Raw genomic sequence first — 14153 nt, 5'->3', positions numbered from 1 at the left:
ACTGCGAACAGGAGCCTTCCATGCCGAACCTCACCCTCGCCGAGCTTTCCGGGGAAATCCAGGCCAACGTCCGCGCCGCACTGGTCGAAGACGTCGGCAGCGGCGACATCACCGCCCAGCTGATCCCCGCCGAGCGCGACGCCAGCGCCCGCATCATCACCCGCGAGAACGCCACCCTCGCCGGCACCGCCTGGGTCGACGAGGTCTTCCGCCAGGTCGACCCGCGTGTGCAGGTGAAGTGGCAGGCCCGAGACGGCGAACAAGTCAGCGCTGACCAGACCCTGTTCACCCTGGAAGGCCCGGCCCGCGCCCTGCTTACCGGCGAGCGCAGCGCACTGAATTTCCTCCAGCTACTCTCCGGCACCGCCAGCCGCGCCCGCCACTATGCCGACCTGGTGGAAGGCACCGGCGTGAAGCTGCTCGACACCCGCAAGACCCTGCCCGGCCTGCGCCTGGCGCAGAAGTACGCGATCACCTGCGGCGGCTGCCATAACCACCGTATCGGCCTGTACGACGCTTTCCTGATCAAGGAAAACCACATCGCCGCCTGTGGTGGCATCGCCCAGGCCATCGCGACCGCTCACCAGATCGCCCCCGGCAAACCGGTGGAGATCGAAGTGGAAGACCTGGACGAACTGCGCCAGGCGCTGGACGCCGGCGCCGATATCGTCATGCTCGACGAACTGAGCCTGGACGACATGCGCACCGCCGTCGCCCTTACCGCCGGCCGCGCCAAGCTGGAGGCCTCGGGCGGCATCACCGAGAGCACCCTGCGCACCATCGCCGAGACCGGGGTGGACTACATCTCCATAGGCACCCTGACCAAGGACGTCAAGGCGCTGGACCTGTCGATGCGCCTGAGCCTGTAATCGCCCTGACAGGCGCACCTGTCCTCCCTCGCCTACGCTTCCAGCCAAGCGCCTGAATTCCCTCAGGCGCCTTCCTACAGCTGGCGAAAGGAGGCACTGGCGCGATGGCGGGCACGATTCTGCTGACCGGGGGCTGCGGCTATATCGGCTCCCATATCTGTCTGGAACTGATCGAGCAGGGTTATCAGCCCGTCGTGCTCGATAACCTGAGCAACAGCTCCCCCATCCCACTGCAACGCATCGAGCAGCTCACCGGGCGGAGCATTCCCTTCGTCAAGGGTGACGTTCGCGACGAAGCCATCCTCGACCGGCTGTTCAACGAATACGAGATCGACGCCGCCATCCACCTCGCCGGCGTAAAGTCCGTCGCCGAATCGGTGGCCGATCCTATCGCTTACTACCAGATCAACTTCACGGGCACCGTCACCCTTTGCCAGGTCATGCAACGCCATGGCGTGAAGCGCTTCATCTATAGCTCTTCAGCCACGGTGTACGGCCTGGCGGCGGAAAGCCCGATCCGAGAAGACGCCCCCACGGGCCCGGCCAGCCCCTACGGCCAGTCCAAGCTGATGGCGGAAATCGCCTTGCGCGACATCGCCCACGCCGACCCGCAGTGGACCATGGCCATCCTGCGCTACTTCAACCCTGTGGGCGCCCACGCCAGCGGACGCATCGGCGAAGACCCCAACGGCATCCCCAATAACCTGATGCCCTATGTCTCCCAGGTCGCCACCGGCAAACAACCTTTCATCCGTGTCTTCGGCAACGACTACCCGACCCCGGACGGCACTGGCGTGCGCGATTACCTGCATGTCGTTGACCTGGCCAACGCCCACCTCAGCGCTCTGCGCTGGCTGGACGGAGCCAGCGGCGCAAAGACCTTCAACATTGGCACCGGTCGCGGCTACAGCGTGCTGGAGCTCATCCAAGCCTACGAAAAGGCCTGCGGCCACGAACTGCCCTTCCAATTCCTGCCCCGCCGCGACGGCGACATCGCCAGCTACCACGCCGACCCGGCATTGGCCGGCACTGAACTTCGCTGGAGCGCCACCCGCGACATCGAAGACATGTGCCGCGATGCCTGGAACTGGCAAAGCCGGAACCCCAGCGGCTACGCCTGATTTTTCTTCCAATCGGAAAACAAAAAGCCCCGCTCGAAAGCGGGGCTTTTTGTTGAAGCTGGTGCCGGTAAGAGGAATCGAACCCCCGACCTTCTCATTACGAATGAGCTGCTCTACCGACTGAGCTACACCGGCGGCGGGCGTAAGCTACCACCCTGTTCCGGTCTAGGCAATTGCCCCCCCTTGCCGGTAATGGGCGAGAGATCAGTCACATATTGTCTCACCTGCGATTCTGAGAATTCCCACGACCAAAAAAACTCGCCAGAATGGCCGGATTCTCTTCTATCTGGGCATTTCCATGAGCGCACTGGACCAGCTGCATACCAAGATCTCCGACGGAAGCGCCGTAGTTGGCATTTACGGTCTTGGATACGTGGGGCTTCCCCTGGCATTGCGCTTCGCCGAAGTGGGAATCCGGGTCATCGGCTTCGATATAGACGACAGCAAGGTGCAAGCGCTCAACGCCGGTCGAAGCTATATCGAGCGCCTGGGCGACGAACTGATTGCCAGCGCCCGGAAAGCCGGCTTCGAGGCAACCGGTGACTTCTCCCGCAGCACGGAAGCCGACGCCCTTATCATCTGCGTGCCCACGCCACTCAATACCCATCACGAGCCCGACCTGAGCTTCGTTATCGACACCACGGAAGCCATCTTGCCGTACTTCCGCGAGGGCCAGTTGCTGAGCCTGGAGAGTACGACCTGGCCGGGAACCACAGAAGAAGAGCTGGCTCCCCGCCTGGAACGTTGCGGCTTCAAGGCGGGCAGCAACTGTGCCCTGGTGTTTTCGCCGGAACGCGAGGACCCGGGCAACGCTCACTACGATACGCGCACCATCCCCAAGGTCATCGGCGGCATGACGCCTCGCTGCCTGGAGCTGGGCCAGGCCATCTACGGCCACGCCATCAATACGCTGGTGCCGGTCAGCAGCCCCCGCGCAGCCGAGATGACCAAACTGCTGGAGAACATCCACCGCGCGGTGAACATCGGCCTGGTCAATGAGATGAAGATCGTCTCCGACAAGATGGGCATCGATATTCACGAAGTGATCCGCGCAGCGGCGACCAAGCCCTTCGGCTTCGTCCCCTATACGCCCGGTCCTGGCCTTGGCGGCCACTGCATTCCGATCGACCCGTTTTACCTGACCTGGAAAGCCAAGGAGTACGGCGTCAACACTCGCTTCATCGAGCTGGCGGGTGAGATCAACCACTACATGCCGCACTGGGTGGTGGAGAAGGTCGCCGACGCGCTCAACAGCCAGAAGAAGGCCGTGAACGGCAGCCGGGTGTTGATCCTTGGCCTGGCCTACAAGAAGAACATTGATGACACCCGCGAATCGCCGGCGGTCGAGATCATGTCCCTGCTCGAACAGCGCGGCGCCCTGGTCGCCTATTCGGACCCACACGTCCCAACCTTCCCGCGTAAACGGGATTATTCGTTCGACCTGGACTCCGTGCAATTGAGCGGTGGCAACATCCAGGAGTTCGACTGCGTAGTGCTGGCCACCGACCACGACCTGTTCGACTACGAAGCACTTGCCAGACATTCCCGGTTGCTGGTCGATACGCGTGGCCGGTACGCGCCGAGCCGGGCAGCGAATATCATCCCGGCATGATCGGTGCTCTGGCACGCAGTACCTTCGACACCTCGCTGATACTGGGATTGCGCCTGCTCACCCTAGCAGGCTCGCTGATTCTTCTGACGCACCTCATGCCTCCGGCGATCTACGGCCCGTATGCAGCCCTGGCCGCATTGGCGACGCTGCTCGGCCTGGTGCCGACGCTAGGTTGCGGCTACCTGATGCTCGCTGCGTCGGCCCAGGGGCGTGAAGCGGTGGAGGACATCTGGCGCGGCGCATGGCCGGCAAGCCTGGGGGTTGCCACGGTGCTGCTGGGAGGATTCCTGCTGCTCGCCCATGCCCTGGGGCTCGACTTGCACCTGAGTCTTGCGGTGACCCTGGGCCTGGGGTTGATCGAGCTGGTCATGATGCCGCTGATCCTGCTTTGCAGCTGGGCGCATCAGGCCCATCACTTGGTGGCGCGCGGCCAATTGCTGCAGTGGTTACCGCTGGGGCTGCGCTTGCTGGCACTGCTGCCTTGCGCCCTGATCGACAGTCTTTCCAACCTGGAAGCCTTTATCGTCGGCCAGGTGCTGGCCGCGGGACTTGCACTGTTCATGGTCCTGGGGCTGACCTTGCGCGGCCTGAACCTGAGCTCCACTCCCCGTCGCCTGAGTTTCGCCCAATGGCGAAAAGGGCTGACGTACTGCGCGATGCATATGGTGGCTATGAACCCATCCGAGATCGACAAGATCGTCATCGCCAAAGTAGCCAGCGCCCACGATGCGGGAATCTATGCCATCACCAATCGTGTGCTAGGAGCACTGATGACGCCGGTCAGCGCCTTGCTGCTGGCGGCACAGCCTCGACTGTTCCAGCTCAATAGCCACTCGGCCAACCAGTCCCAGACTCGACTCGTTCGCCTTCTTGCCTTGTTCAGCGCTCTGGGCGGCGCCTGCGCGGCCGGAGCACTGGCCATCGGCAGCCTGGCGCTGCCCTGGATTCTGGGCAGCAGCTACAGCGAAACAGCGACCTTGGCGCCACTGCTGGCCTGCGCAGCGCTTCCACTTGCGCTGCGCATCAGCAGCGGCACCATCCTCGTGGCCAATGGGCAGCCGGAGCGGCGCCTGGTTTTCGAAATGAGCGGCATCCCGGTCTTGCTCGGCCTGATCATCTGGCTGGTGCCGAGCTACGGGCTGTCCGGTACGGCGATAGCGCTGGCTGGCGCCGAAGCCTTCATGGCAGGCGTTGGCTGGTGGCTGGTGTTCCGGACGCTGCGCAAACAGGCGAACGCAGAGGATCCTTGCCGGCGGCGATAAGCATCCCGCCATACAAGGCTCTCAACGGAAGCAGCGAGCGGAATCGCAACGAACGTAGCGTGGCTCGTGCCAGGAGCAAGGGCAGCCGCACCAGGAGCATCGCCCAATGCTCAATAGCATTGCGCGCCAGCGCCCTCGCCAGCATGCAGTGCGCCGCCACCAGCCGCTCCTCGTAGAAGCGACTCCCCAAGCCACTGCTTGCGGAGCCTTCATGATCCACCAGCACCTCGGGCAAGTGCGCAACCGACTGCAGCCTGGCGCCAAGAGCGACATCCTCGCCGTACATGAAGAAGACTTCATCAAACAACGGTAGCGCGATTCGCTCGGGCGCCACCAGCAGGCAACAGCCGGTTGGAAAGGCAAAGCTGCCTGGTCTGGGTCGACGGAATTGCAGGCCCGTCCAGCGGTGATAGAACAGCGGCCCGGAATCAATGCCGGCGTGGTTGATACGCGGGCTGACCAGCTGCGTCTGCTGGTGATCCGCCAGTACCTCCGCCATCTTGCCGAGGGCCCCTTCGCGCAGGGTCGCGTCATTGTTGATGAGCAGGATCCAGTTATCCGGCCGATCGCGCCGCGCGCTCTCAATGGCCCGATTGGCACCCGCCGCAAATCCGAGGTTTTTGCTGCAGACCTCGATCTGCACCAATGGCTCCCCTTGAAGCGCCTCCCTGACAGCGGCCGCCGAACGACCGGCATCTTCGGAGTTATCCCATACCAACACCTGATCGACCTGCTCACGAAGAATGCTCTTCACGCATTTGCAGGTCCGCTGCGCATCGCGGAAGTTGATCAGTACGGCCGTCACGGGGCGCATCACGCTTCAGGATTCCGAGCCACTACAACGATCTCCTCCGAAAAGTGCGGCGAAAATGTCGCCAGCAGGTCGATGACCCATACCGGCACGAGCCTTTGAATCATGTTGGGCTTCGTTACGGCGGCCTGGGAGGACTGTAGGATGTAAGCAGCTCCCCGGCCACGGCGTCTGAACGAGATGTCCTCGAATCCGGCGTCATTGAGCAACTGTCGCAAGGATGCGATGCAGAACACCTGAAGGTGGCGAGGCGGCTCCAGCCCACGCCAATTCTCGCGGAAGACTCGATGGCCCAGGCTGCGAACGTTGGGCGTCGCCAGCCACAGCATGCCTCCCGGACGAAGGTGCGACCTGATGGACTGCAGCAGCGCATCTGGCGAATGCACATGCTCGATGACATGGGAGCATGTCACCACATCGTACTCTCCGGCTCCCGCCAGCCCTTCAAACCCCATGACATGCACGGGAATGTCCGCGAGACCAGCGGCCTGTGCGGCCTTGGCGTCCGGCTCGAGCCCCTGGACCTGCCAGCCCGCCTCGCGCGCGCGCAGCAGGAATCGCCCGTTGCCGCAGCCGATATCCAGCAATCGACCGCGAGCCTGAGGAAGATGACGAAAGAAAAAGTCGAGCTGCAGGCGCAAGGGCAGAAACAGAGGCACCAACCAGCGCCCCATGGCAGAAGACGGCGTCCGGCTGGCACCAAAACGGTGATCGAGGTACCCATTGATCAGACGCCAGAGCACGCCGTGCCCGTTATCCCCCTCGTGCTCGGTGCGTGGGTCGGCGTGCGTGTGATAGCTGCCGTATGCCTTGCCTATCGCGTGAGACGCTGGTCTCTCGCCCAGATAGCTGCTTGCGCATCCGAGGCACTGACGCATTTCCCATTGCCCTGGCACGCCCTCCAGCCCATCGCTCAAACAGGAGTACTGGACGCGCGAGGCGTCCGAGCCGCAGACCGGACACGCCGCGACGAACTCCAACTCGGCGTCTTTCCAGAAGGGATCGGCACGCTCGGCCATCATCGCTCCACCAACTGCTCATACAACTTCAGATAAGACCCGACACACCGATCGATGGAGAACAGCTCTTCAGCGCGTCGACGCCCGTTAAACGACAGGCGCCGAGCAAGCTCGGCATCTGCCGACAATTCACGAATTCGGCCTGCCAGCGCGTCAAGGTCATCGACGGGACCGAGCAAGGCTGAATCAGCGCCAGCGCAGACCTCAGCCGTCCCGGCACAATCGAACCCGACCACCGGCGTACCGCAAGCCATCGACTCCAGTGCCACATAGCCGAATGTCTCGAAGCGAGTCAACGCCAGCACAGCATCGACAGAACGATAGACAGTAGGCATATCTGCCGGCGCAACGCGTGGCAGAAAGGTCAGCCCCGTCGCATCAAGCCCTTTCGGCCAATTCGAGCGCAGGCCGCTCAGGCAACAAACCTCGAAGTCGCCGCCCAGCCTTGCCGCCAGCGGAGCAAGCAGATCCGCACCTTTCCAGCGCGAGGGATTGCCGACGAAAAGCAACCGGAAGCGCCTCGACGTCCCGCGCTGGCCGGGGCAGAAGTGCGCGGTATCGACGCCATTGTGGATGACCTGCAGGCGCTCGCCCAGCATTGGGCGTAACGGCTGGGCGGCAAAGTTGCTCACGGCAACGACCGAGTCGGCCATGCGATAACTCAGTCGATTCCAGCGTTGCACGCAGAATCGGTGATAGAGAGCCTGGGTAGTCGAGTGGCTGCGACGCAGCAGCGGATGGAGGGAACAGTGATGCTCCGTGACCACCAACGGCAGGCCTTGGCGCTTGAAGGCAAAGCCCTGCCAGCTGCCGGCGTGGACCAAATCCGCGCGGGCCGGAGGCTGGATGCCCTTGAGCAGCGATGGACAGAGTTCAAAACGGCGATCGAACCATTGCACCACCGGGCAATGCCCTGCCTTTTTTAAGCTCTGTGCCAGACGCAGGGTAAAGACATCGGCGCCACTACCGGCTCGAAGGGAGGGAAGCCAGATGGTTAGGGCGCGTGAGCTCACCGCTGACGCGCCCCGGAATCCGGGATGAGGTTATCGAACAGGTGGATATAGCGCTGGGCGACAGCACTCCAGGAGAACCTCTGGTACAGGCGACCACGCAGCGTATCCACTCGGTTGCGGACCGCCTCCGGATCATCAAGAACGGATGAAACAGCAGCAATGAGCGCCTGCAAATCCTGCGGATTAACGATCCACTCCGGCTGCTCGGCGAGGACATCCCACACTGCCGGCACATCCCCAAGGATCACCGGGCACTGACACCCGATCGCTTCGATACTGACCAATCCGAGACCTTCGACATCGCCAGTGGACGCCCTAACGAACGGGGCGACCAGCAGGGTTGCTTCCCGGTAGTGCGGAGCCAGTCCCTCCTGGGCGACGGCCCCGACAAACTCCACAGACTCGCTCAGCCCCAGTTCGACGGCCCGCTGCAGCAATGATTCCTGCAGCGGGCCAAAGCCGACAATGCGCAGACGCAGCCCAGGGTAACGCTGGCACAGGATCGGCAGCGCATTAAGCAGGTGCGCAAGACCCTTTTTCTCCACTAGGCGCCCGACGAAAAGCAACAACTTGTCACTGCGCGCAACTTCCGATGGCGTGAAGCGCTCATCCAGGTCCACCCCCATCGGCAGCACGCTCATCTGGCCATGAGGCATTCCCAGCACCTGGGCCGGCTCCACCATGGCCTCGCTGACGACGCTCAGATGATCGATGCGCCTCATGACCCAGCTCTTGAGCCGACCCATGAGTCCATTCTTGAGTGAGAAGAGATCGCCGCCATGTGAGGTCAGGACCACCGGAGGCAACCGGCAGAAGTATCGAGCCAGTGCAATGATCACTCCCTGCGGGATGATCCAGTGACCGTGGACGAGCGCGGGCCTCAGCGAACGAACCAACCTCAGCAGAGAAAAAAACATGGCGAGCAGGAATCCGGGAACCAGCAGCCACTTCAGGGGATCGCGCCTAACATTGGCCAGCATGCCACCTCCACTGACGAGGGTCTCCCAGGCCGCCGGTGCATAGCGGAACCGGTGGACGTGCACGCCGTCGAGGTCTTCCTTGCGCAGTGCACCGGCGAAATGCGGGGTAATCACATGCACATCGAAGCGGTCCGTCAGCCGTCGGCTCAACTCATGGACGAAACCGGGCTCCGGGTCATCCCGCCAGCGAGGATAGGTAGATGCCAGCACCAGCAGGACTGGACGCGATGGCGGAATAACCTTCATCAATGGCCGGACCGATCCTGATACATCAGCGCGGTGATCTGTTCGGAGATCAGACCCATGAGGAAAATCACCAGCGCCGAGGTGAACAGCAATGCACTCATGTTGGTGAACCGGGACATGGTCAGGAAGGTATACAGATAGTAGCCCGTGCCCGTAGCGAAGAGGCTTGCGGCAATGGGCAGGAAAATCTTCAGTGGCGAGTAGAGCGTGCCGATCTTGAAGATGATCAGCAGGAAGCGCATGCCATCCCTCCACAGCCGAACATGGCTGGTGGTGCCGGCCAGGCGCGATTGCACGTCGATATCGACATAGGCGACCGGATACCCTGCACGGAAGAAGCACATGGTCGTCGTGGTCGGATAGGAAAAACCATTGGGCAGCAGCGAAATGAACTCTAGGGCGCGCGAACGGCGCATGGCGCGGAAACCGGAGGTGAGATCGGCCACCTTGTGGCCGACCATCCAGCTGGCCAAGCGGTTGTAGAGCGCATTGGCCAGCCCTCGGTGGGCGCTGGCCTGGCCGGACTTGTTCCGCGAACCCACCACCATGTCGTAACCGGTGGCCATTTTATCCAACAGCAACTCGATTTCTTCCGGGCGATGCTGGCCGTCGGCATCCATGCACACGACGATTTCACCCGTGGCTCGTCTCAGTCCGGTCTTGATTGCAGCACCGTTACCCTGGCTGTAGGGGTGGGGCACGCGGATAACCTCTTGCGCCGCACAGACACTGGCGGTGTAATCGGTCGAACCATCATCAACCACGATAATCTCCGCCAGAGGATACAGAGACTTAAGTCTCGGCAAGACCAGGGACAATCCGTCGGCTTCGTTCTTCGCCGGAAGAACGATGCTGAGGCTCGGCGCCCCGACTTCAGTGAACGGCATTATGATTTTCCACCTTGTTATCTTGTGCCTGCAGGATTCGCTGGTGCTCTGATACGATCCACTGGGCATTGGCACCCAGTCGATCCCGAGCAGCGGCGAGCTTCAGCTCATCGAGCGCCTCGGCAAACCGCCCCTGCATGCGCAGCGCCTGGACCAGCATGATCCTCGCTCCTGGAGCATCTAACACGTTTATCGAATCGCGGAAGAACTCTTCACCCTTTCTCAGATCTCCTATCGACTCGATAAAATAGCGGCCCAGCAGCAGATAGACACTGCTCCGACTTTCCGGCGCTGCCCGGGGATTTTCCAGGGAGGCTGCCAACAGGGCAACCAGCTCTTCGGGAGGCAAATGACAGAAGCCGCCCAACTGACAATCAACCAGCACCCTCAAGAACGCTACGTTGCTGTTGTAGAAAGGCAAGGTCCGCAAGCGCTCCTGAAGGCGCTGGACCACCAAGGGGTCTGCCTTTTCATTCAGATAGTAGGCCAGATGGATCAATGCGAAATAGGAGCCATTCGCCGGAAGATAGGCGTCGGCCGAACGCTGGAAGTACTCCCTCGCCTTGGCGGCGAAAGCCATGTCCTTGCTATTGTCCAGCAACTTGAGGTAGATGCGCCCCATCTGATAATTCGCCCGGTCGGACCTGGGATGCATCTCCGCTTCGTACGCGGCATGGTCCACCAGACTCGACCAGACCAAAGAGCGGTTGTAGGTCACGAAAGAGAACAGCAGGAAAAAGGCCGCGCCCAGTATCATCAAGGTGACACGTACCCGCCCGCGCAGTTGCGTGCCAACTCCGACCAAGAAACATAGCAAGCCGATGCTCGCAAAATAATTGCGGTGTTCGTGGACCAACTCCAGCGAAAACACCGTGGACTCGAGCAAATGACTGATGAAAAACCACCCAATCGCAAAGGACAACATCCGATAGCGGCGCCAGCCAAATAGGCAGATGGCCCAAAGCAAGACGATTCCAAATACTGCATATACCGTGCTGTCCGGCTGTGTCAGCGAGGTCGAGATGGTGAAATCGTCGTGATAGAGGCTGAGGCTGGACAAGACCGGATAAACAATCATGGCCAGATAAAAGAAGATCACCCGCGACTCGGTAAGAAGTCGTTCGGATAGAGTGAAGTCGCGCTGTGCGAATGCGCCCGGCGAGATCATTGGCGGAATCACCCAGACAAGGGCAACGAGCGCCATTGCCAGCCCTACAGCTGTCACCAAATACCGGAGAGTGAGAGCTCCTAAACGCAGTACTCGCCCATCTGATTTGAACTCGAAGACGCAGTATTCGATCCAGGCCAGCAATAGGACGAACAAAACTCCGGACTCCTTGCTGAACATCGAGAGCACCAAGGCCAGCAGAATCAGGAGTATCGACAGCCCTCCTTTGAGAGAAAGCTGTTCCGTGCTCGGCTTCGACCGCCAGCGGACATAAAGATAGATGGCAAGGAATCCGAATAGCGCAGACAAGCTGGTCATGCGCTGCACAACATACAGTATGCTGGTCAGGTTGATCGGGTGCACCCCCCAGAGCGCAGCCACTGCCAACCCCGCCAGTGCTCCGCTTCGGGCAGAAAGGCTGTACCACCGCCGCAGGATCAGAGAAGAGAGTCCAGCCACAAGCACAATGTTGCAAAGGTGGATCAGGACGTTGATAAGCTTGAAATAGAACGGCTGCATGCCGAAGAAGTAGATGTTCAGCGCAAAGCTGATGAGCGCCAGCGGGCGGCCTGTAGGCCCTGCATCGCCTGAGACGGCTGCTGCTCTGAGCTGCTTCAGGTCCAGTGCAGTTATATGCAGACTGTTGTTATCAATGATATTGGCGGAGTCATCGAACTCAAAGTCTCCGTGAAGCCCCGGCGCATAAAGAAATAAAACCACCGACAACAGGCCCACGAACAGAACTACAAACAACTTCACTCCGACTCCTTATGAAAAAAGGCCCCTGAAAGGGGCCTTTTTCAAAGCACGAATTAACGGCAGTTGGACGGCAGGTACTTGGCGCTCAAGTTACCAGTATTGCAGGTCCAAGTAACGGCACCAGCGGAGCTGGACGAGCCCTGCAGAACAACAGTCTTGCCAGCTTCAACTTTGGTATTGTAGACGATGGTGATTTTCGAGGTATCGACGGTGACACTGCGAACTGCATTGCCGTTGATAGAAGCAGCCGTAGCAATTCCAGCCGAGGCGTTGTTGGTCGGCCAGGTGCCTTTGGAGGCGAAGAATTCGGTAACAGCCGTTTTGGCACCCGAAGCCAGGGTCAGACCCTCAGTCACGTGGGAGCGCTTGGTGTAATCCTGATAGGCCGGCAGTGCGATGGCAGCCAGAATACCGATGATGGCAACCACGATCATCAGTTCGATCAGAGTAAAGCCTTTTTGAGCCTTCATAATTCTCTCCAGGTTTATATAAGAGGTCGTAGGACCTTCCAAACATCAGGCAGAAATCATGCCAATACTCCTACAGCCGCGCATCCCCTGATCCAGCAGAAATTTCTCAATAGCAGCTACGCACTATTGCGCAGGAAGTGACATTTTTTGGCAGTGGTGCTTCGCCAATTTGGCACTCCGCGACATCTGCGTTATAAGGCATTGATACCTCTTCCCGGCATTTACCTTCCATGAACGATCAAGTCGTCCTGTCCGGCCTCGCTCGCCAACTGGTGCAATCCGAGCTTCTCGACGAGAAGAGTGCCCAGCAGGCGCAATTACAGGCGCAACGCAACAAGCTGTCGCTGGTCACCTATCTGGTGCAGAACAAACTCGTGAAGAGTCGCCCTCTGACAGAACTTGCCGCTGATCAGTTTGGCGTGGCCTTCTGCGATCTGAGCAGCCTCGATCGCGAAGCCCTGCCCAAGGAGTTGGTCTCGGAAAAACTGATCCGTCAGCATCGGGTGCTTCCGCTCTGGCGACGTGGCAACAAACTGTTTGTCGGCCTTTCCGACCCGACCAACCACCAAGCGATCACCGACGTCCAGTTCAGCACTGGCCTGACGACCGAAGCCATCCTGGTCGAAGACGACAAGCTCGGCGACGCCATCGAAAAGCTCTTCGAAAGCGCCACCAGCGCCCTTGACGATCTGGGTGATATCGACCTAGACGGCCTGGATATCGAGAACGGCAATGCAGAGCAGAAGGATGACCCCATCGGAGGGGATGCCGACGACGCCCCCGTTGTGCGCTTCGTCAACAAGATGCTGCTCGATGCCATCAAGGGAGGTTCCTCAGACCTCCACTTCGAACCCTACGAGAAGATCTACCGGGTCCGCTTCCGGACTGATGGCATGCTGCACGAAGTCGCGAAACCGCCAATTCAGTTGGCCAGCCGCATTTCGGCCCGCCTGAAAGTCATGGCCGGGCTGGATATCTCAGAGCGCCGCAAACCCCAGGATGGCCGCATCAAGATGCGTGTATCCAAGAGTAAATCCATCGATTTCCGGGTTAATACGATGCCCACACTGTGGGGCGAGAAGATCGTGATGCGGATACTGGACTCCGCCAGTGCACAGATGGGGATTGACGCACTGGGCTACGAAGACGCCCAGAAACAGCTCTACATGGAAGCCCTCAAGCAACCGCAGGGCATGATCCTGGTCACCGGTCCCACAGGCTCGGGCAAGACCGTATCACTGTATACCGGTCTGAATATTCTCAATACCCCCGATATCAACATTTCTACCGCGGAAGACCCGGTGGAGATCAACCTGGAAGGCATCAACCAAGTGAACGTCAACCCGCGCCAGGGCATGGACTTCGCCCAGGCCCTGCGGGCCTTCCTGCGTCAGGACCCGGATGTGATCATGGTTGGCGAGATCCGTGACCTGGAAACGGCAGAAATCGCCATCAAGGCTGCGCAGACTGGCCACATGGTGATGTCTACCCTGCACACCAACAGCGCAGCGGAAACCCTGACGCGCCTGCTGAACATGGGCGTCGCCTCCTTCAACCTGGCGACCTCTACGAACCTGATCATTGCCCAGCGTCTGGCCCGTAAGCTCTGCCCGCACTGCAAGAAGGAACACGATGTTCCTGGCGATGCATTGCGCCACGAAGGCTTCCCCGAGGACAAGATCGGCTCCTTCAAGCTATACGCGCCCATCGGATGTGAAAATTGCAAGGGTGGCTACAAGGGCCGCGTAGGTATTTATGAAGTGGTTAAAATCACGCCGGCCCTGCAGCGGATTATCATGGAAGAAGGCAATTCCATTCAGATCGCTGATCAAGCACGAAAAGAAGGCTTCAACGATCTGCGCACTTCGGGCCTGCTTAAAGCCATGCAAGGCATAACCAGTCTCGAAGAAGTCAACCGCGTGACCAAGGATTAATC

General features: G+C 60.3%; 12 protein-coding genes and 1 tRNA gene. 5 read left to right on the top strand and 8 right to left on the bottom strand.

Annotated features, from left to right (window positions below):
• The first annotated feature begins 20 nt into the window (after positions 1–20).
• Together nadC and galE are read left to right on the top strand one after the other, a co-directional pair.
• Positions 21–869 (top strand): carboxylating nicotinate-nucleotide diphosphorylase, encoded by an 849-nt coding sequence (nadC, locus tag ACKI1H_RS10400; protein ID WP_440468293.1) that lies wholly within the window; start codon positions 21–23, stop codon positions 867–869.
• 104 nt (positions 870–973) lie between these two features.
• The gene (gene galE, locus ACKI1H_RS10395) at positions 974–1990 is read left to right on the top strand and encodes a UDP-glucose 4-epimerase GalE (protein ID WP_138521110.1); all 1017 of its coding nucleotides are present in this window, start codon (positions 974–976) and stop codon (positions 1988–1990) included.
• 59 nt (positions 1991–2049) lie between these two features.
• On the opposite strand, the gene ACKI1H_RS10390 is transcribed toward galE, so the two are convergent.
• Positions 2050–2125 (bottom strand) — tRNA-Thr (locus tag ACKI1H_RS10390).
• 163 nt (positions 2126–2288) lie between these two features.
• On the opposite strand from ACKI1H_RS10390, the gene ACKI1H_RS10385 reads away from it, so the two are divergent.
• Together ACKI1H_RS10385 and ACKI1H_RS10380 are read left to right on the top strand one after the other, a co-directional pair.
• On the top strand, positions 2289–3602 hold the full coding sequence (locus ACKI1H_RS10385; protein WP_138521109.1) for a nucleotide sugar dehydrogenase: 1314 nt from the start codon (positions 2289–2291) through the stop codon (positions 3600–3602).
• The gene (locus ACKI1H_RS10380) at positions 3599–4864 is read left to right on the top strand and encodes a lipopolysaccharide biosynthesis protein (RefSeq protein ID WP_440468292.1); all 1266 of its coding nucleotides are present in this window, start codon (positions 3599–3601) and stop codon (positions 4862–4864) included. Before ACKI1H_RS10385 ends, ACKI1H_RS10380 begins: the two co-directional genes overlap by 4 nt.
• On the opposite strand, the gene ACKI1H_RS10375 is transcribed toward ACKI1H_RS10380, so the two are convergent.
• The 7 genes from ACKI1H_RS10375 to ACKI1H_RS10345 are packed head-to-tail and all read right to left on the bottom strand — an operon-like array spanning position 4782 to position 12217.
• The gene (locus tag ACKI1H_RS10375) at positions 4782–5678 is read right to left on the bottom strand and encodes a glycosyltransferase (RefSeq protein WP_246084840.1); all 897 of its coding nucleotides are present in this window, start codon (positions 5676–5678) and stop codon (positions 4782–4784) included. The genes ACKI1H_RS10380 and ACKI1H_RS10375 overlap by 83 nt on opposite strands.
• Positions 5678–6694, bottom strand: coding sequence for a class I SAM-dependent methyltransferase (locus ACKI1H_RS10370; RefSeq protein ID WP_171049464.1), 1017 nt, complete (start codon positions 6692–6694; stop codon positions 5678–5680). Before ACKI1H_RS10370 ends, ACKI1H_RS10375 begins: the two co-directional genes overlap by 1 nt.
• Positions 6694–7707, bottom strand: coding sequence for a glycosyltransferase family 4 protein (locus ACKI1H_RS10365; protein WP_138521105.1), 1014 nt, complete (start codon positions 7705–7707; stop codon positions 6694–6696). The genes ACKI1H_RS10370 and ACKI1H_RS10365 overlap by 1 nt, the downstream gene beginning before the upstream one ends.
• Positions 7704–8933 (bottom strand): glycosyltransferase family 4 protein, encoded by a 1230-nt coding sequence (locus ACKI1H_RS10360; RefSeq protein ID WP_138521104.1) that lies wholly within the window; start codon positions 8931–8933, stop codon positions 7704–7706. The genes ACKI1H_RS10365 and ACKI1H_RS10360 overlap by 4 nt, the downstream gene beginning before the upstream one ends.
• Entirely contained in the window at positions 8933–9820 is an 888-nt protein-coding gene (locus tag ACKI1H_RS10355) for a glycosyltransferase family 2 protein (protein ID WP_440468291.1), read from the bottom strand. Before ACKI1H_RS10355 ends, ACKI1H_RS10360 begins: the two co-directional genes overlap by 1 nt.
• Positions 9807–11747, bottom strand: coding sequence for a hypothetical protein (locus tag ACKI1H_RS10350; protein ID WP_440468290.1), 1941 nt, complete (start codon positions 11745–11747; stop codon positions 9807–9809). The genes ACKI1H_RS10355 and ACKI1H_RS10350 overlap by 14 nt, the downstream gene beginning before the upstream one ends.
• Positions 11748–11800: 53 nt before the next feature.
• On the bottom strand, positions 11801–12217 hold the full coding sequence (locus ACKI1H_RS10345; RefSeq protein WP_280054677.1) for a pilin: 417 nt from the start codon (positions 12215–12217) through the stop codon (positions 11801–11803).
• A 230-nt stretch (positions 12218–12447) separates the two neighbouring features.
• Between ACKI1H_RS10345 and pilB the strand changes: the two genes are divergently transcribed.
• The gene (gene pilB, locus ACKI1H_RS10340) at positions 12448–14151 is read left to right on the top strand and encodes a type IV-A pilus assembly ATPase PilB (protein WP_138526819.1); all 1704 of its coding nucleotides are present in this window, start codon (positions 12448–12450) and stop codon (positions 14149–14151) included.
• Positions 14152–14153: the final 2 nt, after the last annotated feature.

The sequence above is a fragment of the Pseudomonas sp. YH-1 genome (assembly GCF_051990045.1).
Classification (GTDB): Bacteria; Pseudomonadota; Gammaproteobacteria; order Pseudomonadales; family Pseudomonadaceae; genus Pseudomonas; species Pseudomonas nicosulfuronedens.
The sequence above is the reverse complement of the archived record's forward strand: the minus strand, read 5'-3'. Positions and strand labels throughout refer to the sequence as shown.

Coding starts and splice junctions, on each gene's coding strand:
- nadC (WP_440468293.1), top strand. CDS start 21: ATGCCGAACCTCACCCTCGCCGAGCTTTCCGGGGAAATCCAGGCCAAC.
- galE (WP_138521110.1), top strand. CDS start 974: ATGGCGGGCACGATTCTGCTGACCGGGGGCTGCGGCTATATCGGCTCC.
- ACKI1H_RS10385 (WP_138521109.1), top strand. CDS start 2,289: ATGAGCGCACTGGACCAGCTGCATACCAAGATCTCCGACGGAAGCGCC.
- ACKI1H_RS10380 (WP_440468292.1), top strand. CDS start 3,599: ATGATCGGTGCTCTGGCACGCAGTACCTTCGACACCTCGCTGATACTG.
- ACKI1H_RS10375 (WP_246084840.1), bottom strand. CDS start 5,678: ATGCGCCCCGTGACGGCCGTACTGATCAACTTCCGCGATGCGCAGCGG.
- ACKI1H_RS10370 (WP_171049464.1), bottom strand. CDS start 6,694: ATGGCCGAGCGTGCCGATCCCTTCTGGAAAGACGCCGAGTTGGAGTTC.
- ACKI1H_RS10360 (WP_138521104.1), bottom strand. CDS start 8,933: ATGAAGGTTATTCCGCCATCGCGTCCAGTCCTGCTGGTGCTGGCATCT.
- ACKI1H_RS10355 (WP_440468291.1), bottom strand. CDS start 9,820: ATGCCGTTCACTGAAGTCGGGGCGCCGAGCCTCAGCATCGTTCTTCCG.
- ACKI1H_RS10345 (WP_280054677.1), bottom strand. CDS start 12,217: ATGAAGGCTCAAAAAGGCTTTACTCTGATCGAACTGATGATCGTGGTT.
- pilB (WP_138526819.1), top strand. CDS start 12,448: ATGAACGATCAAGTCGTCCTGTCCGGCCTCGCTCGCCAACTGGTGCAA.